This window comes from Thermococcus waiotapuensis (assembly GCF_055384795.1).
In genome coordinates this window covers 1,280,349-1,305,405 of record NZ_AP042429.1, presented here as the reverse complement: position 1 = coordinate 1,305,405, position 25,057 = coordinate 1,280,349, and the positions used below count along the sequence as shown (strand labels likewise).

Genomic DNA, 25,057 nt, shown 5'->3' with positions numbered 1-25,057 from the left:
GGCGGGGAAGAGGTGCGGTGTGGTTGGGGTGTACTTTCGCGCAAACTATAAATACGCTGCTCTATTTTTGCAGTTGGCATGAAGAAAAAACATCTCGCGATACTCCTTTCGAAACTTGAGGGGTTTAGGAATCCAAAGCCCTGGCTGGAACAGTACAGGACTCCTGGCAACGTGGCGGCAGAACTGCTCTGGTTAGCGTATTCTCTGGGGGATCTTAGGGGGAAGACAGTGGCGGATCTCGGTGCGGGAACTGGAGTTCTTTCCGTCGGTGCTGCCCTGTTGGGCGCGGAGAAGGTCTATGCAGTCGAGATAGATCCCGAAGCCCTCGCTCTCGCGAGAAAAAACGCCGAATCCCTTGGATTGGACAATATAGAGTTCCTGTTAGAGGATGTTTCGGAATTCTCTGAGAGGGTTGATGCAGTCGTGATGAATCCCCCCTTTGGCAGCCAGGTAAAGCATGCGGACAGGCCTTTCCTCCTCAAAGCCTTCGAGGTGAGCGATGTGGTTTATTCGATACACCTTTCAAAGCCCGAAGTTAGGGACTTTATAGAGGCCTTCACACGGGACAACGGGTTTAAAATCACGCACCACCTAACCCTGCCGTTTGAAATCCCCGCCCAGTTCGACTTCCACAGAAAGAGGCTGGAAAGGATTATGGTTGACGTATACAGGTTCGAGAGGGTTGGAAATGGGAAAGCTGAAGCTGACTGACAGACAGCTCTACGCACTCATAGAGGCGGTCAAGCTCGGCGAAGAGGTAAAGCCGAGCCAGCAGGCGAAGAGAAAGGCCTTTGCCAGGTACAAAATCGAGGGCTGGGAGAACTCCAAGCTGACTGGAATATTCTACTCCATTCAGCGAAGACTTGGCCTTATAGACGGGATAATTGAAGAGCTCGTCGGCGTCTCCCCCCTCATCCTCGACCCCTGGCTGAGGGCAACTCTGAGAGTCGCCGTTGAGGTCGCTGTATTCCGTGACCCGGGAGAGAAAACGCGGCAACACCTGAAGGGCCTCGCACAGTTTCTGTCAAAGCAGACCCACCCCTACGCTGGCTATTACTACTATGAACTCCTCCCGAGGATCCTCGAGTACGTTCCGGTTATAGACTCCGAGGAGAAGAGGCTGAAGTGGGACTACCTGTTCCCGGAGTGGTTCATAGCGCGCATGAGGAACCTCGTAGGGAACGAGGCCGAGGAACTCTTAAAAGCACTAAACGAGACCCTCTCGACGAGTATAAGGGTGAACAGGCTGAAGGCGAGCCTTGAGGAAGTGGAGGAATACCTGAGGAGTAAGAACGTCCGCTTTGAGAGAAGTGAGAGGGTTGACACCGTCATCAGAATCCTCGACCCCTTCAATCCAGAGTGGCTCTTCAACAGGGGATGGGCCATAGCCCAGGAGGAAGCAGCGGCGGTTGCTTCGCTCGTCCTCTCGCCAAAGCCCGGGGAGACAGTGGTTGACCTCGCGGCGGCTCCAGGTGGGAAGACGGCCCACATGGCGGAGCTTATGGGGAACAAGGGAAAGATATACGCCTTCGACGTTGACAAAGCGAGGGTAAAGCGCATGGAAGAAGTCTTAAGGAGGGCGGGCGTTGAGGTAGCGAAGACTATCACCGCCGATAGCAGGAAGGCTCCCGAGATGCTCGGCGAGGGCATAGCCGACAGGGTCATGCTTGACGCTCCCTGCACGAGCGATGGGACGATAGCGAAGAACCCCGAGCTCAGGTGGCGCCTTCTGGAAAAGAACATCCCGAAAGTGGTTGCCCTCCAGAAGGAGCTCGTTGAGAGTGCCTGGCGGCTTTTGAAGCCGGGGGGCAGGATGCTGTATTCAACCTGTTCCATGCTTCCCGAGGAGAACGAGGAAGTCGTGAAATGGTTCCTCGAGAGACACGAGGACGCGCGGCTGATACCCCTAAACGGGCCCTATGACCCGGGCTTCCTCGAAGGGACGATGAGGGCGTGGCCCCACAGACATAGGACGATAGGCTTCTTCTATGCTTTAATCGAGAAGGAGCCCTGATTCCATCTTTCAGAGGGCGCCTCAGCCAAGTTGTGGAAAAAATCAAAACTATCATTTCAGAAGTTTCACGAACTCCCTCATCCATGCGTAGAGGTCTCCCGGGTGCCTGGAGCTGACCCAGTTGCCGTCCACTACAACCTCTTCGTCCACCCACTCTGCTCCAGCGTTCTTCAAGTCATCCCTGATAGTTATCACGCTGGTTCCCTTCCTGCCCTTCAGAACTCCTGCCGAGATGAGTATCTGTGGCCCGTGGCAGATGCTGGCGACGGGTTTTCCGTCCTCGAACATCTTCCTAACTATTGAGACGGCCTTCTCGTTGAGCCTCACTATTTCGGGCGCCCTTCCACCTGGAAGGACAAGCGCGTCGAACTCCTCTGGATCAACCTCGTCAAACGCAAGGTCAACGTTGACGGAATAGCCGTGCTTGCCCGTTATCTTGCCCCTCTGGAAGCTCGCTACATAGACCTCGTGGCCCTCTTCTTTTATCCTGTGGAGCGGGTAGATCAGCTCCAGATCCTCAAAACCGTCTGCGCTCAGAAACAGCACCTTCATGTCAAACACCCCCTTAACGTTCAGATGGGTATAGTTGTGGGGCCTAATTAACCTTTCGGCCGCAAAGCCCTTAAACTGATGGCCGTTCTTTCTCTAAGGTGGTAGGGATGGACATTGAGAGCAGGATAGAACTCATAAAGAAGAAGCCCACGGAAGAGCTCCTAACCGAGGAAAACCTTAGATACCTCTTTGAGGTCGGTGCACCCTTACAGCACTACATAGGGTTTGAAATAAGCGGTTACATTCACCTCGGAACCGGGCTAATGGCAGGTGCTAAAATAGCCGACCTCCAGAAGGCGGGGGTTAAAACGAGGGTCTTTCTGGCTGACTGGCACAGCTGGATAAACGACAAGCTTGGCGGTGACCTTGAGACCATCCAGAAGGTTGCGCTGACATACTTCAAGGAGGGCATGAAGCAGAGCATAAAGGCCATGGGCGGCGACCCGGATAAGGTCGAGTTCGTCTTGGCGAGCGAGATACTTGAGAAGGGCGACTACTGGCAGACGGTAATTGACATTTCCAAGAACGTTACCCTGGCAAGGATGATGCGCTCCATCACGATTATGGGCCGCCAGATGGGAGAGACAATAGACTTCGCCAAGCTGATTTACCCGGCAATGCAGGTGGCGGACATCTTCTACCAGGGCGTTACAATAGCTCACGCCGGCCTCGACCAGAGGAAGGCCCACGTCATAGCGATTGAGGTGGCCCAGAAGCTGAAATACCACCCCCTCGAGTGGAAGGGGGAGAAGCTCAAGCCGGTTGCCCTGCACCACCACCTCCTCCTCGGCTTGCAGGAGCCTCCCGTATGGCCTATAGAGAGCGAGGAGCAGTTCAAAGAGCTGAAAACCCAGATGAAGATGAGCAAGAGCAAGCCCTACTCTGCCGTATTCATCCACGACACGCCGGAAGAGATCAGGCAGAAGCTCAGAAATGCCTTCTGTCCAGCTAAGGAGGTCAAATACAACCCGGTCTTAGATTGGGCCGAGTACATAATCTTCCGCGAGGAACCCACTGAGTTCACCATCCACAGGCCGGCAAAGTTCGGGGGCGATGTAGCCTACACCACCTTCGAAGAGCTCAAGAGGGACTTCGCCGAGGGGAAGATCCACCCGCTTGACCTCAAGAACGCCGTTGCGGAGTACCTCATCGAGCTTCTCAGGCCGATCAGGGACTACTTTGAGAGGCATCCCGAACCTCTTAAGCTCATGGGCGAGGTAAAGATAACCCGCTGATTTTACCTTCTTCGTTTCTGGTGAAGACAATGCCCGGTATTGACGAGAAGGACAGGGAGATACTAAGAATCCTCCGGAAGGAGGGGAGGATTACCCTGACTGAGTTAGGCAGGAAAGTGAACCTTTCGCCTGCGAGCGTCAAAAACAGGCTTGAGAAGCTTGAGAAACTCGGGGCAGTAAAGGGCTATTCCGCCGTTGTCGACCCGGCTTTTCTCGATAAGTACGTTAAAGTCCTTTTTCTCCTGAAACTGAAAGTTGAGGGCCCCGATATAGACCTTATCCTTGAGAAATTTGCGGCTTATGAAAACGTTGAGTCCATCTTCAGGACGAGCGGGAGAACCCATGCGGTTATAATAGCGGAGTTTGAAGACATGGACGAGATGAAGGCTTTTGCATCGCGGCTTAGAAAGGCCCTGGGCAACTCCCTTGAGTACATAGAATGGAGTGCGATCTACGATGCCATCAAAGAGTGCTGGGTAAAAGCTGGCAAGAGGGGTGGCAGATGGACGTAAGGCTGGTTGTTTTCGACCTCGATGGCACGTTGGTTGGAGCGAAGGAATCATTTTCAGAGCTGAAGGACAAACTCAGAAAACGACTACGCCAGGCTGGCGTAAGCGACGATTTAATGGGAAACCTGAGCCCGATGTACGAGTCCCTTCTCAGGATTTCCCAGGAGACAGGGATCCCGTTTGAGGAACTTCACTCCCACCAGGTTGAGCTCGAAGTCGAAAGGATGAAGGACAGCTTTCTCTTTCCCGGTGTGGTTGAGTCCCTCCAGTTCCTCAGGAACAGAGGAATTAAAATGGCAGTGGTCACAAGGAGCTCCAGGAAAGCTGCCCTTCTGGCCCTTGAAAAGAACGACATTGCAGAGTACTTTGACGCCGTGGTTGCGAGGGAGGACGTTCCACCGGATGAGCTAAAGCCCGAAGGGGGGCAGATAAAGAGGGTCCTCGATGAGCTGAAAATCTCCCCCGAGAAAACCCTCGTCGTGGGCGACCACGGCTATGATGTCATCGCCGCAAGGAAAGCAGGTGTCCTGAGCGTCCTAATTACTTCACACGACTCCGGTAGAATGAGCTTCTCAGTCGACGCTACCCCTGATTTTGAGATACCGACTATGAGGGAGTTCGTTCCCTTCATGGAGAAACTGCTCTTGACTTACGTCGTCGTTCCTGCTTACAACGAGGAACTGACCGTTGGTGCTGTCCTTTCGGACCTCCTTCGCTATTTCAGGCGAAATGAGATAGTGGTGATAAACGACGGGTCGCGGGATAGAACGGGGGAGATAGCTCGGTCCTTTGGTGTCAACGTTATCACCCATCTGATAAACCGCGGACTTGGGGGAGCCCTCGGCACTGGACTTGCCTATGCCGTAAGAAAGGGTGCCAAAATTGTTATAACCTTCGACGCCGATGGTCAGCACCTCGTAGAGGACGCCCTTCGCGTTATGAAGCCCGTTGTTGAGGGGAAAGCCGACTTTGCCGTTGGCTCCCGTTTGAAGGGAGACACCAGTCAGATGCCCTTCGTAAAGAAGTTCGGAAACTTTGTTCTTGACTTGATAACGGCGGTATTTGCCCATAAATACGTGAGCGACAGCCAGAGCGGATTGAGATGCTTCAGCGGTGAATGCGCCTCCCGGATCAGGATAACATGCGATAGGTACGCGGTTTCAAGCGAGATCATCGTTGAGGTCACCAAAAACGGCTGCAGAATTGCCGAGGTTCCGATCAAGGCTGTTTATACTGACTACTCCATGAGAAAGGGGACAAACGTTAAGGAGGGTATAAAGATAGCCCTAAACCTCCTGTTCGACAGGTTGAGGTGATGGATCATGTACGCGGTTCAATTCGTTGCGATACTTGTCCTCGCGTATCTGCTGTTTAGGGTCTACAGGGACTACAGCGCGGGAAAGATTGACTGGCAGGGCTTTTTATCCTGGGGGCTTGTGATTGGGGTTTTTATACTGGTTGCACTCTTTCCCCTCTCCATCTCCACGGAAATCAAGGACTTGCTGGGCCTCGGCAGGGGTCTTGATGCCCTCTTTGTTGTTTCAATAGGGCTTCTCTTCCTCCTTGTGTTCGAGCTCTACACCAAGATCGACAGGGTGGAGAGGGAGATAACGGAGCTAACCAGAAAAGTTGGCATCGAACTGAAGGAGATCAACGAAAGGCTGGAGAAGAATAGGGAGGGATAGTCAGAAGTCTCCCCCGAAGAGTTCTTCCAGAAATTCCCTGACCCTTTCTTTCTTTAGCCTGAACTGCCTGATTTTTATTATCTCCTTCTCCTGGGCTTCTTTGAGTAGTATCTCAGTTGCTCTGTTGGGGTACATTTCCTCGTAGACTATCTCCCTAATGCCGGCATTGACGAGGAGTTTAAAGCAGGTGTCACACGGGAAGTGGGTAACGTAGAGCGTGGCGCCTTCGAGGCTTATGCCCTTCCTAGCGGCCATTGCTATGACGTTCTGCTCCGCGTGAACGGCCCTGTGGCAGTGGCCATTGACCATGAGACATCCTACATCGATACAGTGGTCCATTCCCCTTGGGGCACCGTTGTAACCCGTGGCGAGAATGTAGCCATCTTTAACGGCAACGGCCCCTACTCGAAGCCGGGGGCAGGTTGCCCTCAGCGAGACGAGCTTCGCTATTAGCATAAAGTACTCGTCCTTCGTCGGGCGGATCTTTTTTATCCTCTCGGCCTTTTCCTTATCCAGTACTATTTCCACTTCCATTGGGGGAGCCCTCCATCAGTTGGAGCATTTTCTTCTGGTCTCGTTTGCTTCTATAAACGAGACTATTCTGAAGATCCTGTCGTCGTAGGATGGGTGGGTTGGAAGGAAGAGAAAACTTGGCGTCCAGTATGTTCTTTCAGGCGGTTTTCTCTCCAGGGCAGGTTCTATGCCGGGCAGAGCATGTTTTCTAACCTGCGACATCAGGTCTTCGTAGTACTTTAGCTCTTCTAAGGCTCTCTTTAGGCTAAATGGCACGTTCAAAATCCTAACGGCCACGTCATCAGCTTTAAATTCCCTGCTCTTGAGACATGATGATCTCCCAAGCTCATACCAGAGATACAGCGAGAGTGATAACATGAAGAGAACCAGACTGCCGCTTAGTGCCAGTATGACAAAGGGCATTATAAACGAGAAGACTCTAAGGTAAGCCAGCAGAGGGAACAGGACAGTGTCCCTGTTCTTGATATGGCCAAGCTCGTGGGCAGTGATAGCTACGATTTCATCCTCGTCGAGAACCTCAAACAGGCCGAGGGACAGCACGACGTTTCTCCTGAAAGAGTAGGCGTTTGGAATGTAGGCATCTAAGACATAGACTTTAACGTTCTTGAGGCCGAGCTTTTTGGTCAATTCCTGAATTTTTTCCCAAAGGGGTGGATTAACGGTTTCAAGGGGGGAGTAACCGCTGTTAAGACGGGGGAGACTCATGGCTCCAACCATTAGGACGGATGCGAGGACAGCCAGCCCCACAAGAACCCCGACTTTCCCGTGAGCCAAGTACGCCAGTGTGAACATCAGGCCTATGGGGATGAGAAAGCGCATTTTCCCTCATCTCCCCTTCATGTTGGAGAGGTAGGCATATGTGGCTTCTCTGAAGTTGCTCATGAGGGCGTCGAGTATCTTTTGGACTATTTTCTTTTCAAACTCTTCTCTGGTGGTTGTGACTGAATAAACATACCTCATTCCGCCCTTTCCGTGATCGACACTCCTCTTGAGAAGACCTTTATCGCAGAGGCGGTTCATTAGTATGCTCACGGTTGAACGACGCATCTCGGGGTACTTGGACTTTAGGTGTTCGTAAACTTCCCCCGCGGTGGCGACTTTTACTCTCCACATATACTCCATTATATCCGCTTCCAGAGGAGGTAAGACCGCCTTAAGTCCCTCTTCGGTTAGCTTGAATTCATGGGGCTCCATAGGATAACCCCCACATTGAATTTCTTGGAATTTGCATAAAAGCTTTTCTTTTGGATTCGCCGGAGCTGGTGTTGCTCTCAAGCAAGCCTGGTCTGGAAATGTAATAACTCAGCCCTAAAAGGAGTGTAAAGTTCAAAAAAGGACTATTCTGGTGCCCCGGCCGGGATTTGAACCCGGGGCGCGGGCTCGAAAGGCCCGCATGTTTGACCGGGCTACACCACCGGGGCCCGATACTAGGGAAGGGTGGGGATTTAAAAATCTTTCGCAGGGCAACGTTTTTGAATTCGAAGATGAAGCACCACCGATGCTCGCCGTAAAAGTTCCCAAGAAAGAGGCGGAAAGGGTCAGAAGACAACTCCTCGAACTCGGCGTTCTTGCCGAAGGTTACGCCGTGAAACGCGAGGGCGAGTTTATTCTCTTCCCAGTTACAAAGCCCGTTGAAGGTTTCGAGCTCGTTGAGGCTGAGTTTGAGAGGCTGGAAAGGAGACCCCACAGCTACCGCGAGGTCGTTGAGGTTCCAAAAGAGCTCCGGCCGCTCCTTCCGAGTTCCTTCGACATCGTTGGGGACATAGCAATAATCGAACTCCCCGGGGAGCTGATGCCCCACGGAAGGGCCATTGGAGAGGCCATTCTGAAAGTCCACCGCAACATAAAGGCGGTCTTCGCCAAGGGGAGCAAAGTTGAGGGCGAATACCGTGTGAGGGAGCTGGTGCATCTGGCTGGCGAAAACAGGACTGAAACTATACACCGCGAGAACGGGATAAGGCTGAAGCTCGACGTGGCTAAAGTCTACTACACCCCCAGGCTCTCCACCGAGAGGATGAGGGTTTTTGAGAAGACTCAGGCAGGAGAGGTCGTCTTCGACATGTTCTCCGGTGTTGGCCCTTACTCAATACTTCTCGCAAAGAAGGCAAAGCTGGTCTTCGCCTGCGACATAAACCCGTGGGCGGTGAGATACCTTGAGGAGAACATACGCCTGAACAGGGCCAACAACGTCGTCCCGATTTTGGGCGATGTCAGAAAGGTGGCCGGAAAAATCAAGGCCGACCGCGTGATTATGAACCTCCCAAGGTTCGCCGACCGCTTTTTGAGGGAGGCAATGATGAGCGTCAAGCCGGGTGGGGTTATCCATTACTACGGCTTCGGCCCGGAAGAAGACCCGTTTTCCGAGCACGGGGCAAAGATAAAGGCAGCTGCGAGGGAACTCGGCCTTTCAGTTGAGTTTCTCGACAGTAGAAAGGTGCGCCCCTACGCGCCGAGACAGGTCAACATCGCGATTGACTTCAGGGTTTTGTGATGCCCGAACAAAACGCTGTTTAAAAGGGAAAAAGGAAATCACTTCCCGGCTATCTTCACGTTCTCGAACTTTACGTGCGGCGCTATCATCGTCGTCATGAAGGGTATAACCACCTGCTCCCCCGTCACCTCGCTCGCCTGTTTAAGAAGCTCGTAGACGTTTCCTGCAATAAGGAACACGCTCGCGCCCTTGACTTCTCCATCCTCGATGAGGAATGCCGGGTTGGCGGTTACGGCAAAGTTCCCGTTGTCCGGGTTGCTTGAATGTGCCCCCTGAAGGCCGTCGACGAGGTAGCCGCGGTCTATCTCCGCTATGAGGTCTTCAAGGGAGCGCTTTCCGTTCTCTATGACCACGTTGTGGAAGCCTATGTTTATGCCACCGCTTCCCAGGTCTCTCTTACCGTTCCCGGTGCTCTCGGTTCCGTAAACCCTGGCCCAGTAGTTGTCCCAGACGAAGCCCCTGAAAGTCCCCTCCTCGATAAGGACGTTCTTCCTCGTAGGAACACCTTCGCCGTCGGCTATGGCTGGCTCAAGCGACAGGGGGTGGAACGGGTCGTCGTAGATGGTCAAAACGTCACTCGCTATCTTCTCTCCGATCTTTCCGGCGAGCGGGGTGGTTTCCTTCACCACGCGCTCACCGCTGAAGGCCGGAAGAAGGGCGTAGCTGAAGAGCTCGGCTATTGCCCACGGGCCGAGTATAACCGGGACGTCCTCGTTCCTGCTGGCTTTGACGCTGTAGGCCCACTTAACCTTCTGGACGGCCCTCTCAACTGTTCCTTCAACGTCGAGGTTGAGGTCTCTCCTGGCGTCGAAGTCGAAGATACCCGGAGTTACTACGCCTTCTTTCCTCCCGACGAGCTCAAAGTACACGTAAGCAGCTCCGCCCTCCTGGAAGACGTCAACGCCATGGGAGTTGATGATATGCCTCTCCTCCCAGGAAACGCCACCGGCCCCACCTGCAACTACCGCATTGGAATCCTTTTCCCGGGCAAGCTTTATACCGTGAAGGAGCTTCTCGACGAGTATATCGGGGGAAGCCTCCTTAAGCTCATAGTTTGACCTCTGCCTTTCCCTGTACTTTCCGGGCTCGGGGAGGGAGACCCACCTCTCATCTCTGCCGTTGAGCTTCGACATCTTTGCGGCCTGCTCTATTGCCTCTCTAATCCTTTCAGGCTCGTCGCTGTCAACGATAGCAATGCCAAGGCGCTTGTCCTTTATCCCTCGGATTACAGTTACAGCGCCGCTCCTCGTCGAGGCCATCGAAATCTCGTTCAACTCAACGCTCGCGCTGACATTCCTGGAGCGGTAAACCGCTATTTCAAGCTCGTCGAAAAGCTTCTCGCCGAAGCGTATGAGGTCCTCCATTTTCACCACCTCACCCGATCAGGATCCCTCCATCAAAGCGCATGTGCGGGCCGCCTGAACTCACGAAGGCCGTCTGTCCCTTGCCGCAGAAGCCGGTCTCGAGGCCAAAGTCGTTGCCGACCGCTGAGATCTTCTTGAGGGCTTCGATGGCAACCCCAGTGATGGAGGTGTCCCGTATCGGCTCGGCTATCTCTCCGTCCCTGATGACGTAGCCCTCCTGGATTCCGACCTGGAAGGCCGAGTTGAGCTGGGCCTGGCCGCCGCGGAAGTCGACGATGTAGTAGCCGAACTTGATGTCCTCTATCAGCTCCTCGAAGGAATAATCACCAGGCTCGAAGATAGTGTTCCTCATCCTGATTATCGGGGCATGGCGGTAGCTCTCGGCTCTGGCGTGGCCATTCGGCTCCATGCCCCACTTCGCCGCGTATTCCCTGTTCAGCATGATTTCCTTGAGGATACCGTTCTCGATTATGTGGATGTCCTTAACCGGGACGCCTTCGTCGTCATACCTGTCGTTTCCAAAGCCGCCCTCAACGTGGCGCTCGCTCATGGTGACGTACTCGGGGGCTATCTACTTTCCAAGCAGGTCTTTGAAGGGCGAGTTTATCGTTAAGTCGGCCTCCGCAAGGTGTCCAAGCGCCTCGTGGGCGATGATGCCAACCACTATCGGGCCCGCAACGATCGGCCATTCGCCGCGCTTCGGTGCAACTCCCTCAAGCTGGCTGTGCATCTTCCTCAACACCCTCCCGGCAACTTTCTCGTTGGGCTCCCTCTCGGTCATGAGCTCCCAGCCGTAGTCAACCGCTCCTATGCTGTCCCTCGCCATTGCCAGCTTTCCGTCGGCCTTGCCCGTGACGTACACTCCCTGGTAGAGGTAGTTGTAGTCCCACTCTATCCTCGTCCCCTCGCTGGTCAGGAGGAGCTTTCTACCACCGCCGTCCTCGTAGCGAAGCTGGACGCTTTTGACGGCCTTGTCCTCTTTAAGGAGCTTCTCCAGCTCCCTGAGGTGGTTCACCTTCTCCTCAATGTCTACCTCGCTGGGCTTAACCTGCATCCTGCTCTTAACGAAGTCCTCAACGGTTTTTATCTCCGCCAGCTCTATCTTTTCTTTCTTTGTTCCGGCCACGGCCTTTGCCAGTTTGTAGGCCTCTTCAATCTTCTTCTCGAGGTTTGAAAGGTCACTGGTTGAGGAGAAGCCCCAGGCGCCATCTTCCAGAACCCTTATGGCGACTCCCCTGTGGAGCTTCCCTGTAAAGCTCGTAAAAACGCCATCCTTGAGGCCCAAAGTGGTTTTCCTCAGGTCCTCATAGCGGAGCTCAATGTACTCGGCCTTCAGGTTTTCCTCGGCCCATCTGAGGGCCCTTTCAAGTGCTTCCATGGCCACCACCGATTACATTTGTCCGTTGATGAGTGGAAAGCAACCTATAAAAGTCTTGTGAGGGCTTTGGTGGGAGTCACAAAGGAAACTCCAAGCGTTACATACTTCTGTTATGAAATTAAAACCAGCTAATTTCTGTTTCTTTACAAGCGAAAGTGTTATATATGATAAGTGAGAAACTCTTAATGCAAAATCCTACTGGGGAGGGGGGGTCGATGCGGAGGCGTGCACTGCTGGCCGTGTTTGTGGCTTTGCTCGTGATTGGAGCATATGGTGTCTACGTAGTCAGCTACCCTCGGTATCCGGAAGTCAATGATTGCGTGAACCCTTTCGCCGTTACCAAACCAGTGAGTAGGATCCAATGTGTGTTTACAATGCATGTAGCTGGGGTTCCTATTGTAGTGGAGGGACTCCAGGCCCATAAGGGGGGATAAAAATGAACGCGTGGATTGGAGCGGTTGTAGTCTTGGGCATCCTCTATCTTATTTATTTATACTCTAAAAAACGAAGTAATGCCCCCAAAGCCGGTTTAATGGCCATTACCGTATATATTCTCCTTGGATTGATCATGGTATACCTCGGATGGAACATTAATCCGTGGATAATAATCCTCCCAGGTCTCTTTGTAGCCCTATTGGATGTCATCCAGCTCAAGGGGCACCTACAGAAAGCTTCTGCTCCCCGAGAGTGATCTGAGTGCTGGAGGAGGTTATGGAGCAACTGCACATGTGTAGGGTTAATTATAACTACACCAAGCGCGTACCCTAAACCGGTGGAAGTATGTCGGTCATAGAGGTTGAGAACGTTAGGAAGTACTACGGCGATGTGAAGGGGCGTTAATGGGCTCAACTTCTCGGTGGGGGCGGGGGAAATCTACGGCTTCCTTGGGCCAAACGGCGCTGGAAAGACCACAACGGTGAAACTCCTCGTGAAGATTATCAAGGACTACGAGGGCACCGTGAGGGTATTTGGAAAGGATCTCAGGAACTGGGGAAAGGACTACTACAACAAAATCGGCGTGTCCTTCGAGTTTCCCGCCGTCTATTCGAGGCTAACTGCTTTAGAAAACCTCCAATTCTTCGCGGGCTTCTACAAAAGGCACCTCGATCCCCTCGAAGTCCTCAAGATGGTCGGGCTCGAGAAAGAGGCAGATCAACTTGTATCCGGCTTCCCAAGGGCATGAAGAAGCTCGACCTCGCGAGGGCTCTGCTTCCTGATCCAGAGGTGCTCTTCCTCGATGAGCCGCTGGAGGGCCTCGACCCCGGGAGTGCAAGGAAGGTAAAAGACCTCCTCCTCGAGATGAAGGAAAACGGCAAGACGGTCTTCCTGACAACCCACAACATGTACGTCGCGGACGAGCTGTGCGACAGAGTAGCTTTTATCGTTGAGGGGAAGATAGCCCTCGTTGACAGCCCGGGCGAGCTCAAGGTGAAGATGGGGAAGAGACTCGTCAGGGTGGAGTACGTGGCTGGTAATGATGTCAAGATAGCCAAGTTCCCGCTCGAGAACCTCGGAAGAAACGAGGAGTTCCTAAACATCATCAAAAACTACGAGGTCAAGAGGATAAACACGGAAGAACCAACGCTGGAGGAGATATTCCTCAAGGTTACCGGGAGGAGGCTCGTATGATTGGAAAGCTCGTGAAGACGAACCTGACCCTCGGCGTAAGGGGCTACGTCTATCCCATACACATCCTGATAGACTTGGCCTACGGGCTAATGCTCATGATATTCCCAGAGAGATACCTTCTCACAATGGTGCCCATATTCCTCCTCTTCGAGCCGGGCCTCGTTGGCTTCATGTTCGTTGGCACTGAGATATTCGCCGAGAAGAAGGACGGAGCGATAGGGGCTTTGGCGGTGACACCCATAGAGTGGAGGGACTACATCATCGCCAAAACACTCATTATGAGCCTGCTGTCGGTCATTGGGGCGGTTTTGATAATGATCATAGGCATCCGCTCACTTGAAGGGCTTTCTTACGTGGTGACGGGAGTTTTCTTGGTATCGGTGGTCTATACCCTCCTCGGGATTGCTGTTTTGGCAAAGTACCGCGACCTCGACGACTACTTCGTGCCTATAATGGCGGTTTCTATAGTTTCTCTCCTGCCCTTCACTCACTACAACGGCTACCTCACTGGCGAAATCTGGAAGGCCCTTTACACCGTTCCAAGCTATCCGGCGCTCTACTTCTTCAAAGCCCCTTTCGTGGAGGTTTCAGCGGATACGCTGGTGAAGTCAGGAGTAGCTTTAGTTGTCTGGGCGGGTGTGGCATGTTGCCTCGCTAAAATTAAGATTTTACAAATACGCAGTGGAGGGATTGAGATTAGCTTCGTGAAGAAGTTTAAAGCAATTTGCCGGACGGATATTAAGCTGTGAGGAGGGATCCGGTGCTCATATACAGCGTTGCAATGACGCTGGTGCTCCTCTTAATCGTCCGCTACTTCAAAGACCGCGTTGGCGTTTACTACCCTCTCCTCGCGCTCCTGACGCTGATATTCACATGATATTTGGCATGATTCCCGGCTTCATGAGGGTCAGCGAAAAGGAGGACAAGACTACACAGGCACTTCGGGTTATTTCGATATCGAGCGAGGCTTTCTTAGCCTACAGGCTCACATGGGCTTCCATAGCCACTGCGCTGATGGCTATTGTTTCTCCCTGGATCCTTGACATAGAAATGCCTCAAAAGGGAATTCTCGCGTTGATCACCCTCTTTCTCCTCGAAGTGTGGCTCTACGGGCTTCTTCTCACGGTGTTCCCGGAGTCAAGGATGCAGGCGCTAACAGTTTCCAAGGTCCTCGGCTGGTTGCTGATGCTACCTCCGCTGATAAAGCTCGTCGTTTGGAGAAACCTTTCCACCGACTGGAGCAGGTTCACGGCATTTTTACCAACTTACTGGCTCTACAGGGTCCTTGAGGGCATTCCAATTAACAACTACCCGGATTTCCCAGTTGCCGTTGTGGCTCACCTCGCGTGGTTACTCCCGCTCGTGCTGCTGTTCAGGAAGAGGGTGCTTTAATTGAAAATTTAAAATTTTGAAAAATTTACTGACTGTCGGAATCTCCAGATAGTGGACATATGCCAGTTCTTTTTTCACAAGGCGGCAAGTTTCCACCTGTGCTGACATAGACGTCCCCATACATACCTGCCAGTTTGTACTCGTTACCATTGTAGTGGAACTTGATTTTGCTCGAATACACTTTCCCCGCCACGAGTCCATCTTGGTACTCCTCTTTCAGCAGGAAAGCGACGTGAAGTAAAGAATATTGCACACTGTCTGTGTTGAATCCTACTCCAACTGCCATAACGAAAGGCGCAAGTTCAAGGTTGCTGTAACTAAGGGTCCCAAGCACAGCTGCTGAGGCGGCGAATAGGGGGAGAGTCTGGGTACTTTGAACATAGTTCAGGTCATATACTACCAAACGTCCTGTTTCCTCTTTGTAAAACGAAGGCTCCCAGTAACTGTGGACAAACCACATGGTCTTTCTCATTATCCCCCCGTCCTGACCGGGCCATCCCGGCTCCACGAAACTTCTAAGATTCATGTCCCCCTCGTCTGGCTTTCCGAGGATTACGTATGCGACATCACCAAGGGGTAGAGAGGAGAAGCCATTCCACCAGTAAAGACGGTACTTTGCCAGTACCACGTTTCCCTTTATTCCTGCTCCGATCACAGAAGGACTTGTAATCCTCGACCCCCAGATCAGGGTGTCTGAACCGGGAATACTCAAATCTTTTGTGTTGATCGTGTATGAAAAGCCCGCTACCTCTGCTTCAATTGAAGAGCTGCTATCACCTTTTTCCAGGGCAGCCGCTGCAGAGAATGAGAGCTCAAGGTTTTGTACCGTTTTTTGTTTGTACAGTGCCGTGATCACAACTGCGTTTATTGCGTTGGTATTTCCAGTAACCTGAAAAGCCGCCAGGGGGATGATTGTGTCAGGGGCCGAGGTTATGACTTCTTCAAGTTTCCACACAAGGCAGATGGGGTAACAAATTCCAGTCCAGGGGTCACATACCGGGTAGCACTGATCGTAGTCAAAGCTTGGCGGCCAGTTTTCGGTGGCTGCCGAAGCTGCGTCTCCATTAGCTTTTTGGGGCCCGGCAGGTCTAAACTTCTCCCTTATTTGTGCCCCGCTGTAGAGGGTTTTGGAGCTCTCCCTGGGTAGCTTCACCTGGATGCTTCTTCCCTCGAGGACTTTCCCTACGTTAATAGGCACGGCTTTTATGAAATATTTTACGTTGCCGTTTTCGTCTTGAAGTGTTCCCATTAGCAACAGAGAGGGAGACACCGCGCTGGGATCGATATTAGCAGTTTTCAGGTGAAGATCCCAGATTTCCGCGGCTTTTACAAGCCTGCCGTAACTTATTTTTATCTTGTCCTGCCCAGAGAACGTTCCAAGATCCATTAGAGAACCGTTGGGAAGCAGAAGGGACACCGTGACGATTCCGTATCCCTTCTGGGGAAGCTCGATTTCGAAGTTAGGGCCGAATATAAAGCTCTGCCTGTACTCAACTTTTGCTCCGAGGTATTCCTTAGAATCCACGGGGATGCTATATACGGCCACTCCTAACACCGCACTTCCCAGTAATAACACCATGGCCAGTATTATGAGGATTCTTCTCACAATATCACCCAAATATAACTGTTCACTGTAGTCTTTATAAGTCTTGTCTCGCTGTTCAGTGGAGTGTCTGACAACTGACGGGTTTCAGGCGAGCCCGACTTCGCCTATTGAGGGAATGATTTATTTATCCTCCTTCACAAAAGACCACCGGTGGTACCATGAAGGCCGAAATCAGGAACCTCATCGATAGGGGCACCTACAGAAAGCTCCCGCTCTTTGAGGGTGAGCTACCAAAGGGAAGCTACGCCCAGATAGTCGAGATAAAGCCGAACCAAACAGTCAAAAGGCACTACCATGGGAGGCAGTACGAGTTGTTCTACATAATAAGTGGTGAGGCGAGGCTTGGGATAGGTGAGACGGAGTATTTAGCAAAGCCTGGCGACATCTTCCTCGTCAAGCCGAAAACCGTCCATTGGGTCGTCAACGAGAAGGACGAGCCCTTCAGGCTCTTTGTGGTAAAGCTTAACTACTACGGCGACGACTCCGTATGGCTGGATGGGTGAGGGCTGAGGAGACATGGCCGGGCGTGTCATAGGCATCCTCGGCGGCATGGGCCCCTTAGCAACGGCCGACCTCTTCAGGAGGATAGTCGAGAAGACTCCAGCAAAGCGCGACCAGGATCACCCGAGGATAATCATTTACAACAACCCGAAGATACCGGACAGGACAGCTTTTATACTCGGTCACGGCGAGGATCCGAGGCCGGAGCTCATAGCCAGCGCGAGGAAGCTCGAAAGCTGGGGCGCCGACTTCATCGTAATGCCCTGCAACACGGCACACTTCTTCGCGGAGACAATACAGGGGGCTATAAGCATTCCCCTCGTCAGCATGGTGGAGGAGACCGCCAAGGTGGTCCGGGGGATGGGGCTGAGGAAAGTCGGCCTCATCGCAACCGACGGCACCATCAAGGGACTCGTCTACCACAGAGCGCTCCTTGAACACGGCGTCCAGATAGCGGTGCCGAACAAGACAAACCAGGAGAAGGTTATGAGGGGCATATACGAGGGAGTAAAAGCTGGAAACCTTGAACTGGGGAGAAAACTTCTCATTGAAGTCGCAAGAAGGCTGGAAAAGCGCTCTGATGGGATAATAGCCGGCTGCACCGAGGCGAGTGTTGCCCTTAAGCCCGAAGATCTGAGTGTCCCCCTGATAGACCCGATGGATATCATCGCTGAGAAGGCGGTGAAGCTTGCTTTGGGTGAAGAAGAACTCCCGGAGATATGAGAAGAAATCGAGGCTCTAAAATTCAAAAAAAGAAAGGAAGTCAGCGTCTCTTTCTTAGTAGTAGCGGAACCGCTGTTAGGCCGATTATTGTTGCGGGACCGCAGATTCCGCCACCGCCGGTGGTTTCGGTTTTTGTTTCAGTCTTGGTCGTAGTCTCAGTCTTGGTCATTGTTTCAGTCTTAGTCTCAGTTTTAGTTGTAGTGTGAGTAAAAGTCTCTGTCATGGTGTCAGTCACGGTCTTAGTCATAGTCTCAGTCTTAGTCACCGTCTTAGTAACAGTAACCGGCGTGCTCGTAGGCGCAGTAGTCGTAGTGGTCGGTGTAGTAGTCTCCGTGGAGGTCGCGGTTGTGTTAGTCGTTGTCGTTGGGGTCTCGCCACCGCCTCCAGGGGTTGGTATTAGCGGAATCATCACTATTGTTGCTCTCTCTGGGTTGGTCTCGCTGGCGTTGTATGAGGTGAGCTGTTCTTCTTGTGTTGGCCTGAATCCAGCTGGGGCGAGGAGATCCATGACGCGCGGGGCAACACCGGCTATGATAGCGTCAGCATCTCCCCCACCAATCCTCCACTCTGCTGCCTGGACTTCCACACTGCGCCAGTCGTCAATACCAAAGCCGTCCTGTGAGCCGGCTATTACCGCAAAGTAAGTGTCCGGAGTAACGTTAAGGTACTCCTTCGGAATAGTGATGATAATCGTGTTAGTTGTCAGGTTTGCGGTAGCGTTTATGTCTATAGTGCTCATGTTTGGTAGTACCAGTTTGCTTGTCCAGCCGGTGACTCTTATGGCAACGTCCCAGGGCCTGTCGAGGTTGACGTTTGCTCCTGGCCCGTTCTCAGCTAGCTTGATTGCTGTGGTGTTCCCTCCGTCTTTGAAGTCGAAGTAGGCTTCAACTATCTGCAGGCTGAAGCCGTTCCATCCGCCCCACGGGTTGCCGCCAAGGTTAGCAAAGTGAACCTGGAGGATGTATTCGTTGGAGCCCTCGTAAAGGGTTACTCCAATTATGTCGAAGAGTCCTGTCTGGTTGAAGACTGGGTTCGTTGGGTATGTGTAGGTTCCCGGCCCATAGTCGTCCCCAACAACATCAGCAACGCTCGCTATTTCCTTGTATATCCCAGGCATGAACTCTGAAATCGGCAGCATTACGACGGTTGCTCTTGTTTCTGCTTCTGTGTTGTAGCTCTGGAGCTGTTCTTCCTGCGTTGGCTTGAATCCGGCTGGAGCGAGGAGGTCCATAACCCTGGGAGCGACTCCCGCTATTATTGCGTCCGGATCACCGCCACCAATCCTCCACTCTGCCGCCTGGACTTCCACACTGCGCCAGTCGTCAATACCAAAGCCGTCCTGTGAACCAGCTATGACCGCAAAGTAAGTGTCCGGAGTAACGTTAAGATACTCCTTCGGAATCTTAATTGTTATGACGTTGGTCTCGGTGTCTGCCGAGGCCTCGATGTTTATTGTGCTCATGTTTGGTAGTACCAGTTTGCTTGTCCAGCCGGTGACTCTTACTGCAACGTCCCAGGGTCTGTCAAGGTCTACGTTCGCTCCCGGTCCGTTCTCCGCTAGTTTGATTGCCGAAGTGTTTCCACCCTCCTTGAAGTCGAAGTAGGCTTCAACTATCTGCAGGCTGAAGCCGTTCCATCCACCCCACGGGTTGCCGCCGAGGTTAGCAAAGTGGACTTTGAGGACGTAGTCACTTGCAGTTTCGTAAATCTCGGTGCCGGTTATGTCGAAGAGTCCTGTCTGGTTGAAGACTGGGTTCGTTGGGTATGTGTAGGTTCCCGGCCCATAGTCGTCCCCAACAACGTCAGCAACGCTGGCAACGAGCTTTGGAGGCATGTACTTGGTGAATCTGGCGGTGGTCTCAACGAAGTCCACTGAGGTGTCCACTACCGTGGAGTTTACATTGCCGAGGGTCAGGCTGGTGTCAACTATTGTAAGGTTCACATCTTCGGGGGTTATTGCCACGTCCTTGACAATGCCACACGAGGGTACCGTAAGGTCTTCAAGGGGTGCCCTTATGGCAAAGGCCTGCCCGTCCAAGCGTCCGCCTATTAGGGTAGCGTTCGTGTTGGCGTCGAATGCGACTGCGTTAAAGACTCCCATCTCGTCAGTTTCGTAGGTTACAGCCTTGATGACGCTTCCATTGTAGTCGGTTCTCATTGCGAAACCTTTTCCGCTGAGCTCTCCAACGGCCACAACATCGTATCCAGTGTTGATAAGTTTGTTGATCCTAACGTCCGGGTAGAATTTGGCCCACGTGAAGTTGCCGAAGTAGTGGAACTTAGCCAGAATCGTCCCGTTATCTGTGACGATTGAGACCAATACTCCGCCGGGTATCATTATTGCCGAGGTGGCCTTCTCGTCTCCAGAACCCGCGATCCCCTTCTGCCAGTAAACCACTTTTCCGTCTCCTCTGAACTTTACTATCCAAGCATCGTTCTGAGTAACGTTGGTACCGTTGGTCCATCCAACCACGTAGTAGTACTTGTAGCCCTTGTACACATCCATAACAACGTCGGCAAAGCTGTAGTTTCCATCTCCGTTGAGAGTTTTTTCCCATACAACGCTTCCGTTCTCGTCAAAGATAACTATCCAGGGGCGCCCGTTGTAGCTGCCCACGAAGGAATTTCCAGAAACAGCGACGGCTTGGGTGTCTTCCGCCCCTCCGATGGCCTTCTGCCACACAACGTTCCCGTTCTCGTCAAATTTGACAATCCACGCGTTTGTGTTGTTATATCTTCCAACGGCAACGTAGTTGGTGCCGTTTATCTCAACGTCGCTCAGCACTTGACCACCAACGGCAGCCTTCTGCCAGACCAGGCTTCCGTCGTCTGAGATCTTTGCTATCCACGCGTTTGAACTCTCAACGCCTGCTCCTGCTATACTGCCGACCAAGACAGCCCCAGAGCTTCCGTATGTTATGGAGGCTATACTTCCGCTTTCCGCCTGGTATGTTGCCACCCAGAAGGAACCAGCCTCTGGAGTAGCTGCGCCCGGTTTTATGAACCCAAACAGGCCCCCCAAAAGTAGGAGCACCATTGCCGCTGAGTACAGGGCCTTTCTCTTGTGACCCACATGCACCACCTCCAGGGGTGAATCATGGATATCTGTGATGTCTACCTTTTTAACTCTATTGCCCTTCTTCAACCGTCGATACTCAATGGAGAGCCCTCTCTTGAGGTCACAGTCCAAAACGTCTTTAACCCAAACCCCAACTGTCTGTGGGTGAAGGAAATGGAGGTAGGCGTCGTTGGAAAACCAAACGTGGGTAAATCAACATTCTTTTCAGCGGCCACACTGGTTGACGTGGACATAGCAAACTACCCGTTCACGACAATAGAGGCGAACGTGGGTGTGACCTACGCAATAGCGGAGCATCCCTGTAAAGAACTCGGGTGCAGGGCAAACCCTCAGAACTACGAGTACAAAGATGGGACAGCCCTGGTCCCTGTAAAAATGATAGACGTTGCAGGCCTCGTTCCAGGTGCCCACGAGGGTCGCGGCCTGGGCAACAAGTTTCTCGATGACCTGAGAATGGCGTCAGCTTTGATCCACGTTATTGACGCAACCGGAAAAACCGACGCCGAAGGACAGCCGACGGATCACCACGACCCGGTCGAGGACATAGAGTTTCTCGAGAGGGAGATAGACTACTGGATGCTCGGGATACTCAAGAAGGGCTGGGAAAAGTTTGCGAAGAGAATAAAGCTCCAGCACATGAAGCTCGAGCAGGCGATAGCGGATCACCTCTCCGGGATAGGCGTTAAGGAGGGGGACGTCTGGGAGGCAATCCACAGGCTCGGGCTCGGGGATGATCCAACGAAATGGACTGACGACGAGCTCTTTGCCTTTGTCCGCGAGCTCAGGAAGATTAACAAGCCTATGATTATAGCGGCTAACAAGGCCGACGCCGCGAGCGACGAGCAGATTGAGAGGCTCAAGAAGGAAGGTGAAAAGAGGGGCTACATCGTCATACCAACTTCAGCCGCCGCTGAACTGACGCTGAGGAAAGCTGCCAGGGCTGGCTTTATCGACTACATCCCGGGCAGTTCCGACTTTAAGGTCCTTAAAAAAATGAATCCACAGCAGGAAAAGGCGCTCCAGCTCATCAAGGAGAGGGTTCTCGAGAGGTTCGGTTCAACCGGTGTGCAGGAAGTAATAAACAGGGCAGTCTTTGAACTCCTCAAGCTCATCCCGGTTTATCCTGTCCAGGATGAGAACAAACTCGCCGACCAGTTCGGCAACGTATTGCCCCACGTCTATCTCCTTCCGAAGGGCTCAACGCCGAGGGATTTAGCTTACAAAGTCCACACAGATCTCGGGAGAACCTTTCTCTACGCCGTCAACGCCAGAACCCACAGGCGCGTGGGAGACGACTACCAGCTTGAGTTCAACGACATCATAAAAATCGTCGCCACAGCAAAGTAAGGGCGAGGATAGAACCTGGCCCGCACACCTTTCCAAATTTTTCTGATTCCTCCTTTGATTCCTTCTCTTCTTCTCCCATCTCCAGCTGATTTCGGCACGGGTCAATTCCAACCCTATAAAGGCTTATTTCAGCCAGATAAATTCCAGAGACGTTGTATTTTCTGGCGTAATAACAGACTATTCCCACGAACTCCTCAACCTGCTTTCTATCACTCAGATTGGCGTAGCTCAGTGCTAGGACGGGAACCTTAAGCTCTTTGAGCTCCTTTACCTGCTCGATTTCCCACTCAAGCTCCCTTCCCTTAAAAATCTCGTATCTCTGCGTTGAGAAGTCGTAGTAAGTTATGAAATCCTCGAAGAGGACGTAGTTGATGTAAGGGGCAATCTCATCCTTTATTGAGAAGCCCCTGTTGATGATTATGGTTATTCCAGGATAAAGCTCCCTTATTCTCCTTATCAGCTCCACCATGGCAGTTTTCTTTTCAGGATATTTATCAACGTAATCCAAGTTGTCGAGAATGACCCCTTCAAAGCCCCGGGAAAGGATATAAGGGATGGCTTCCTCCAGAACAATCTTCTCCCAAATTGGGGATGAGAAGTCAACTACCATCTCGTTTCACACGGGGTCTTCGCCGATGACTATGCTCTCGGGAACGTCCTTGGCCCACGATTCCCATCCCCCAATGCTCGCGAGGCTCAGATAGCCAACGACTGTGTGGTTTCTGGATAAACTTGAAATCAGATCCTGTTCAATAGTGGGTTGGAGGATCAAAATCTCAAAACCCCCAAGTTCATCAATTGTCTCCTCCCCGGGCCGGCCGTAATAAACGGCAAAGGATGTCGAGGAAACGGGAACTGAGGAGAGTGCAAGCAACAGGATGGGGAGGAGGAATTTAGCAGACCCCTTCATTAAAGACCCCCGTTTTCATTTCCAGATGTAGACGTCGAGGTAGCAGGGAAAGTAAACATCCTTAACAGGCGTCCAGTAGTTTGACCAGTAGTTCACTGGTTTCAAAGGACCGGTATGCGTTATCACCTGATAGCCAGCGACGTTTTCAGGTTTGTTCATGCAGACGAGTGCAAGCTGGGCCTTCTTTATCGGGCTCTTCAAGGCCCATATCTTGTACTCGACCTTGTACTCACCAGAGGAGACTTGTTCAATCCAAACCTCTACCTTGACGTCTCCAGTGTCTATAGTCGAACTCGGACTTGTGAATGGGTCAACATTAACCTTGATGTTCTGGGGGACATTTTCAGCTGTCCCCCTCAAGTAGTAAATTGTCATGCCGATAAGAATCAGGGCAACGGCTATAATAATCAAATACTCCACGGAACCCTGCCCTTTTTTCATTGGGGCCCACCAAAAAATCTGATCTGGAGTTATAAATATTTTTCCCTCATTAGCTCCTGGTAAAGTCTCGGTTCCACATCCCCTTCGCCCAGGCCTAATTTCCTGGCAGTTTCCCAGATTATCTCCTTTGCCCTGTTAGCATCATCCCCAATCACTTCAATGTCCAGAAAAGATCCAAGTCCTTCAACTTCGTTGAGCTCAAAGGTGACATCCCCAAGCCTGTAAACAAGCCTTCTCTTCCTGACAACCACGTCCTCCCTAAATCCGAGTCTTCTCAAAATCTCAACCGTTGTGTCAAAGTTGGAAACCTCGACCTCGAGCTCCTCGAATTCCTCGTTCCTGCCCGGGTCGTTAATCACCTTGTAGGTCAGGAAAGCTTTTCCGAGGTTTGCTATTCTCCTTACTCGGAGAAGCTGAGGATAAGGTAGAGAAAAATATAAGTCTTCCTGAGCCTCCTCTCTTATAAACGAAGCCCCAAGGCTCTCGATTTTCTCCCTGATTTCGTCAAAGGTTACCCTGAATTTGATCTCGATTTCCATTGATGCCTCACACCTCCGCGAGGAGGTTCACGAGTTCCTTGCCTTTGCCGAATTTGTCGATGGGATACACGTACACGTTCTTTAATGTGGGTAGTGTTTTTATGTTCTCGTTTATGAACTCATCGAGCTTGTCCTCGTTTTCTCCGCCTATAATAGCTATTATCGTGTCCTTGCCGCTTTTGGCTACCATGAGGACGTTGGCCATCATTGAGAGGGTCCTCATGAGATGGTTGGTATACCTTTCTAAAAAGTCCTCAATAATGGGTGTTTCTGCCTGAATTACGACGATAGCTGTTTTCTTGGGGATCATATCTTCTCCCAGAAGGATCGTATAGCGGTCTATCACTCCCTTTTCTATGAGCTTTTTGATCCTGAAGTGTATCGTTGATTCTGGCTTGTTGAGCTGCTCTGAGAGTTCCGCGATTGTTAACCTCGCGTTTCTCTTTAGCAGTCTTATTATTTCCCTGTCCATGTCGTCGAGCTGCGTCATTTTCCCTTCCCCCATCTCGAATAGTTGAATTCTCTCACTCCGAGCTGATCTAGGATTCTCCCGATTATAAAGTTTACGATATCATCCAATGTTTTGGGTTTTGTATAAAAACCTGGAGATGCTGGCATCACGACCGCACCGGCTCTGGCGGCTTTGAGCATATTTTCAATGTGTATCAGATTTAGGGGTGTTTCGCGAATTAAAAGTACAAGCGTTCTCCTCTCCTTCAGAGCAACGTCCGCGGTTCTTGTTATGAGGTTGTCGGCGTATCCATTGGCTATTGCAGAGAGCGTTTTCATGGAGCACGGTGCTATTACCATACCATCAAACCAGTATGAACCTGACGCTATTGGAGCGAAGAGATTTTTCTCGTCGTAGTCTGGCTTTACCTCAATTTCAAGCTCGTGTCTGGCAATTTTAATTGCAGTTTCAGTAGCGAGGATAACCACCTCATGACCAAGCTCTCTAAGGGCCTCGGCCGTTTTGACTCCATATATTGCACCGCTTGCCCCCGTGAGCGCAACCACGAACCGCTTCTTTTCCATGGAACCCTATCCCCATCAGTCATCCTCAGAGACCTTTTTAATTTTATCCCATGCTTATTTTTTGGTTTGGACTTGTCCCAATCCCTCCGCAAA

General features: G+C 51.9%; 26 protein-coding genes, 1 tRNA gene and 3 pseudogenes. 15 read left to right on the top strand and 15 right to left on the bottom strand.

Annotated features, from left to right (window positions below; genetic code table 11):
• Positions 1-78: 78 nt before the first annotated feature.
• Together ACZ47M_RS07260 and ACZ47M_RS07255 are read left to right on the top strand one after the other, a co-directional pair.
• Positions 79-711 carry an METTL5 family protein gene (locus ACZ47M_RS07260; protein ID WP_315342420.1) on the top strand — a complete coding sequence of 211 codons (633 nt, stop codon included), beginning with the start codon at positions 79-81 and terminating at the stop codon, positions 709-711.
• A complete protein-coding gene (locus ACZ47M_RS07255) occupies positions 689-2,014 on the top strand; it encodes an RsmB/NOP family class I SAM-dependent RNA methyltransferase (protein ID WP_315342423.1) in 1,326 nt (441 codons plus the stop codon). The genes ACZ47M_RS07260 and ACZ47M_RS07255 overlap by 23 nt, the downstream gene beginning before the upstream one ends.
• A gap of 51 nt (positions 2,015-2,065) precedes the next feature.
• Here ACZ47M_RS07255 and pfpI read toward each other — a convergent pair whose 3' ends face one another.
• Positions 2,066-2,566 carry a deglycase PfpI gene (gene pfpI / locus ACZ47M_RS07250; RefSeq protein ID WP_315342426.1) on the bottom strand — a complete coding sequence of 167 codons (501 nt, stop codon included), beginning with the start codon at positions 2,564-2,566 and terminating at the stop codon, positions 2,066-2,068.
• Between the two features lie 107 nt (positions 2,567-2,673).
• Between pfpI and ACZ47M_RS07245 the strand changes: the two genes are divergently transcribed.
• From ACZ47M_RS07245 to ACZ47M_RS07230, 4 genes are read left to right on the top strand one after another with little or no spacing between them, the layout of a single operon-like run.
• Complete coding sequence (locus ACZ47M_RS07245; RefSeq protein ID WP_315342620.1) at positions 2,674-3,801, top strand: tyrosine--tRNA ligase; 1,128 nt, start codon at positions 2,674-2,676, stop codon at positions 3,799-3,801.
• Between the two features lie 29 nt (positions 3,802-3,830).
• Positions 3,831-4,313, top strand: coding sequence for an Lrp/AsnC family transcriptional regulator (locus tag ACZ47M_RS07240; protein WP_315342429.1), 483 nt, complete (start codon positions 3,831-3,833; stop codon positions 4,311-4,313).
• Positions 4,304-5,626, top strand: coding sequence for an HAD-IA family hydrolase (locus ACZ47M_RS07235; RefSeq protein ID WP_315342431.1), 1,323 nt, complete (start codon positions 4,304-4,306; stop codon positions 5,624-5,626). Before ACZ47M_RS07240 ends, ACZ47M_RS07235 begins: the two co-directional genes overlap by 10 nt.
• Positions 5,627-5,632: 6 nt before the next feature.
• Positions 5,633-5,995, top strand: a complete 363-nt coding sequence (locus tag ACZ47M_RS07230; protein WP_315342434.1) for a DUF2304 domain-containing protein — start codon at positions 5,633-5,635, stop codon at positions 5,993-5,995.
• Here the strand turns inward: ACZ47M_RS07230 and ACZ47M_RS07225 are convergent, their stop codons facing one another.
• The 4 genes from ACZ47M_RS07225 to ACZ47M_RS07210 all read right to left on the bottom strand — a co-directional run bounded on the left by ACZ47M_RS07225 (position 5,996) and on the right by ACZ47M_RS07210 (position 7,950).
• Positions 5,996-6,529 carry a deoxycytidylate deaminase gene (locus tag ACZ47M_RS07225; protein ID WP_315342439.1) on the bottom strand — a complete coding sequence of 178 codons (534 nt, stop codon included), beginning with the start codon at positions 6,527-6,529 and terminating at the stop codon, positions 5,996-5,998.
• A gap of 15 nt (positions 6,530-6,544) precedes the next feature.
• Positions 6,545-7,348 (bottom strand): M48 family metallopeptidase, encoded by an 804-nt coding sequence (locus ACZ47M_RS07220; protein ID WP_315342440.1) that lies wholly within the window; start codon positions 7,346-7,348, stop codon positions 6,545-6,547.
• A gap of 6 nt (positions 7,349-7,354) precedes the next feature.
• Positions 7,355-7,723: a BlaI/MecI/CopY family transcriptional regulator gene (locus tag ACZ47M_RS07215; protein ID WP_315342443.1), complete on the bottom strand. Its 369-nt coding sequence runs from the start codon at positions 7,721-7,723 to the stop codon at positions 7,355-7,357.
• Between the two features lie 149 nt (positions 7,724-7,872).
• A tRNA-Glu gene (locus ACZ47M_RS07210) sits at positions 7,873-7,950 on the bottom strand.
• A gap of 77 nt (positions 7,951-8,027) precedes the next feature.
• On the opposite strand from ACZ47M_RS07210, the gene trm5b reads away from it, so the two are divergent.
• Complete coding sequence (trm5b, locus tag ACZ47M_RS07205) at positions 8,028-9,020, top strand: tRNA (guanine(37)-N1)-methyltransferase Trm5b (RefSeq protein WP_315342445.1); 993 nt, start codon at positions 8,028-8,030, stop codon at positions 9,018-9,020.
• A gap of 38 nt (positions 9,021-9,058) precedes the next feature.
• Here the strand turns inward: trm5b and ACZ47M_RS07200 are convergent, their stop codons facing one another.
• Positions 9,059-10,384 carry a TldD/PmbA family protein gene (locus tag ACZ47M_RS07200; RefSeq protein ID WP_315342448.1) on the bottom strand — a complete coding sequence of 442 codons (1,326 nt, stop codon included), beginning with the start codon at positions 10,382-10,384 and terminating at the stop codon, positions 9,059-9,061.
• 10 nt (positions 10,385-10,394) lie between these two features.
• A pseudogene (locus ACZ47M_RS07195) lies at positions 10,395-11,762 on the bottom strand (metallopeptidase TldD-related protein).
• Positions 11,763-12,198: 436 nt separating this feature from the next.
• On the opposite strand from ACZ47M_RS07195, the gene ACZ47M_RS07190 reads away from it, so the two are divergent.
• The 5 genes and pseudogenes from ACZ47M_RS07190 (at position 12,199) to ACZ47M_RS07170 (ending at position 14,783) form a co-directional block, all read left to right on the top strand.
• The gene (locus ACZ47M_RS07190) at positions 12,199-12,453 is read left to right on the top strand and encodes a hypothetical protein (protein WP_315342450.1); all 255 of its coding nucleotides are present in this window, start codon (positions 12,199-12,201) and stop codon (positions 12,451-12,453) included.
• Positions 12,454-12,618: 165 nt separating this feature from the next.
• Entirely contained in the window at positions 12,619-12,945 is a 327-nt protein-coding gene (locus ACZ47M_RS07185; protein WP_315342452.1) for an ATP-binding cassette domain-containing protein, read from the top strand.
• Positions 12,942-13,391 (top strand): AAA family ATPase, encoded by a 450-nt coding sequence (locus ACZ47M_RS07180; RefSeq protein ID WP_315342455.1) that lies wholly within the window; start codon positions 12,942-12,944, stop codon positions 13,389-13,391. Before ACZ47M_RS07185 ends, ACZ47M_RS07180 begins: the two co-directional genes overlap by 4 nt.
• A pseudogene (locus ACZ47M_RS07175) lies at positions 13,388-14,099 on the top strand (fluoroquinolone export ABC transporter permease subunit). The gene ACZ47M_RS07180 and the pseudogene ACZ47M_RS07175 overlap by 4 nt, the downstream one beginning before the upstream one ends.
• Positions 14,087-14,783 (top strand): annotated as a pseudogene (locus ACZ47M_RS07170) (ABC transporter permease). The pseudogenes ACZ47M_RS07175 and ACZ47M_RS07170 overlap by 13 nt, the downstream one beginning before the upstream one ends.
• A 25-nt stretch (positions 14,784-14,808) precedes the next feature.
• On the opposite strand, the gene ACZ47M_RS07165 reads toward ACZ47M_RS07170, so the two are convergent.
• Positions 14,809-16,401, bottom strand: coding sequence for a hypothetical protein (locus ACZ47M_RS07165; protein WP_315342457.1), 1,593 nt, complete (start codon positions 16,399-16,401; stop codon positions 14,809-14,811).
• 146 nt (positions 16,402-16,547) lie between these two features.
• Here ACZ47M_RS07165 and ACZ47M_RS07160 point away from each other — a divergent pair, with 146 nt between their 5' ends.
• Positions 16,548-16,892 carry a cupin domain-containing protein gene (locus tag ACZ47M_RS07160; RefSeq protein WP_315342460.1) on the top strand — a complete coding sequence of 115 codons (345 nt, stop codon included), beginning with the start codon at positions 16,548-16,550 and terminating at the stop codon, positions 16,890-16,892.
• Positions 16,893-16,905: 13 nt separating this feature from the next.
• The gene (cuyB, locus tag ACZ47M_RS07155) at positions 16,906-17,613 is read left to right on the top strand and encodes a cysteate racemase (protein WP_315342463.1); all 708 of its coding nucleotides are present in this window, start codon (positions 16,906-16,908) and stop codon (positions 17,611-17,613) included.
• Positions 17,614-17,653: 40 nt separating this feature from the next.
• On the opposite strand, the gene ACZ47M_RS07150 is transcribed toward cuyB, so the two are convergent.
• Positions 17,654-20,686, bottom strand: a complete 3,033-nt coding sequence (locus tag ACZ47M_RS07150) for a glucodextranase DOMON-like domain-containing protein (RefSeq protein ID WP_315342465.1) — start codon at positions 20,684-20,686, stop codon at positions 17,654-17,656.
• Positions 20,687-20,845: 159 nt separating this feature from the next.
• Here ACZ47M_RS07150 and ACZ47M_RS07145 point away from each other — a divergent pair, with 159 nt between their 5' ends.
• Positions 20,846-22,039 (top strand): redox-regulated ATPase YchF, encoded by a 1,194-nt coding sequence (locus tag ACZ47M_RS07145; RefSeq protein WP_315342622.1) that lies wholly within the window; start codon positions 20,846-20,848, stop codon positions 22,037-22,039.
• Here ACZ47M_RS07145 and ACZ47M_RS07140 read toward each other — a convergent pair.
• Genes ACZ47M_RS07140 through ACZ47M_RS07115 form a run of 6 tightly spaced genes read right to left on the bottom strand, consistent with a single transcriptional unit; the run spans position 22,011 to position 24,964 of the window.
• Positions 22,011-22,649, bottom strand: a complete 639-nt coding sequence (locus ACZ47M_RS07140) for a hypothetical protein (protein ID WP_315342468.1) — start codon at positions 22,647-22,649, stop codon at positions 22,011-22,013. The two genes, ACZ47M_RS07145 and ACZ47M_RS07140, sit on opposite strands and share 29 nt — an antisense overlap.
• A gap of 6 nt (positions 22,650-22,655) precedes the next feature.
• A complete protein-coding gene (locus ACZ47M_RS07135) occupies positions 22,656-22,949 on the bottom strand; it encodes a hypothetical protein (protein ID WP_315342470.1) in 294 nt (97 codons plus the stop codon).
• 15 nt (positions 22,950-22,964) lie between these two features.
• On the bottom strand, positions 22,965-23,390 hold the full coding sequence (locus tag ACZ47M_RS07130) for a class III signal peptide-containing protein (protein ID WP_315342473.1): 426 nt from the start codon (positions 23,388-23,390) through the stop codon (positions 22,965-22,967).
• A gap of 29 nt (positions 23,391-23,419) precedes the next feature.
• Positions 23,420-23,929: a class IV adenylate cyclase gene (gene cyaB / locus ACZ47M_RS07125; protein WP_315342475.1), complete on the bottom strand. Its 510-nt coding sequence runs from the start codon at positions 23,927-23,929 to the stop codon at positions 23,420-23,422.
• Positions 23,930-23,936: 7 nt separating this feature from the next.
• Positions 23,937-24,419, bottom strand: coding sequence for an Lrp/AsnC family transcriptional regulator (locus ACZ47M_RS07120; protein ID WP_315342477.1), 483 nt, complete (start codon positions 24,417-24,419; stop codon positions 23,937-23,939).
• Positions 24,416-24,964 (bottom strand): UbiX family flavin prenyltransferase, encoded by a 549-nt coding sequence (locus tag ACZ47M_RS07115; RefSeq protein ID WP_315342480.1) that lies wholly within the window; start codon positions 24,962-24,964, stop codon positions 24,416-24,418. The genes ACZ47M_RS07120 and ACZ47M_RS07115 overlap by 4 nt, the downstream gene beginning before the upstream one ends.
• Between the last annotated feature and the right edge of the window lie 93 nt (positions 24,965-25,057).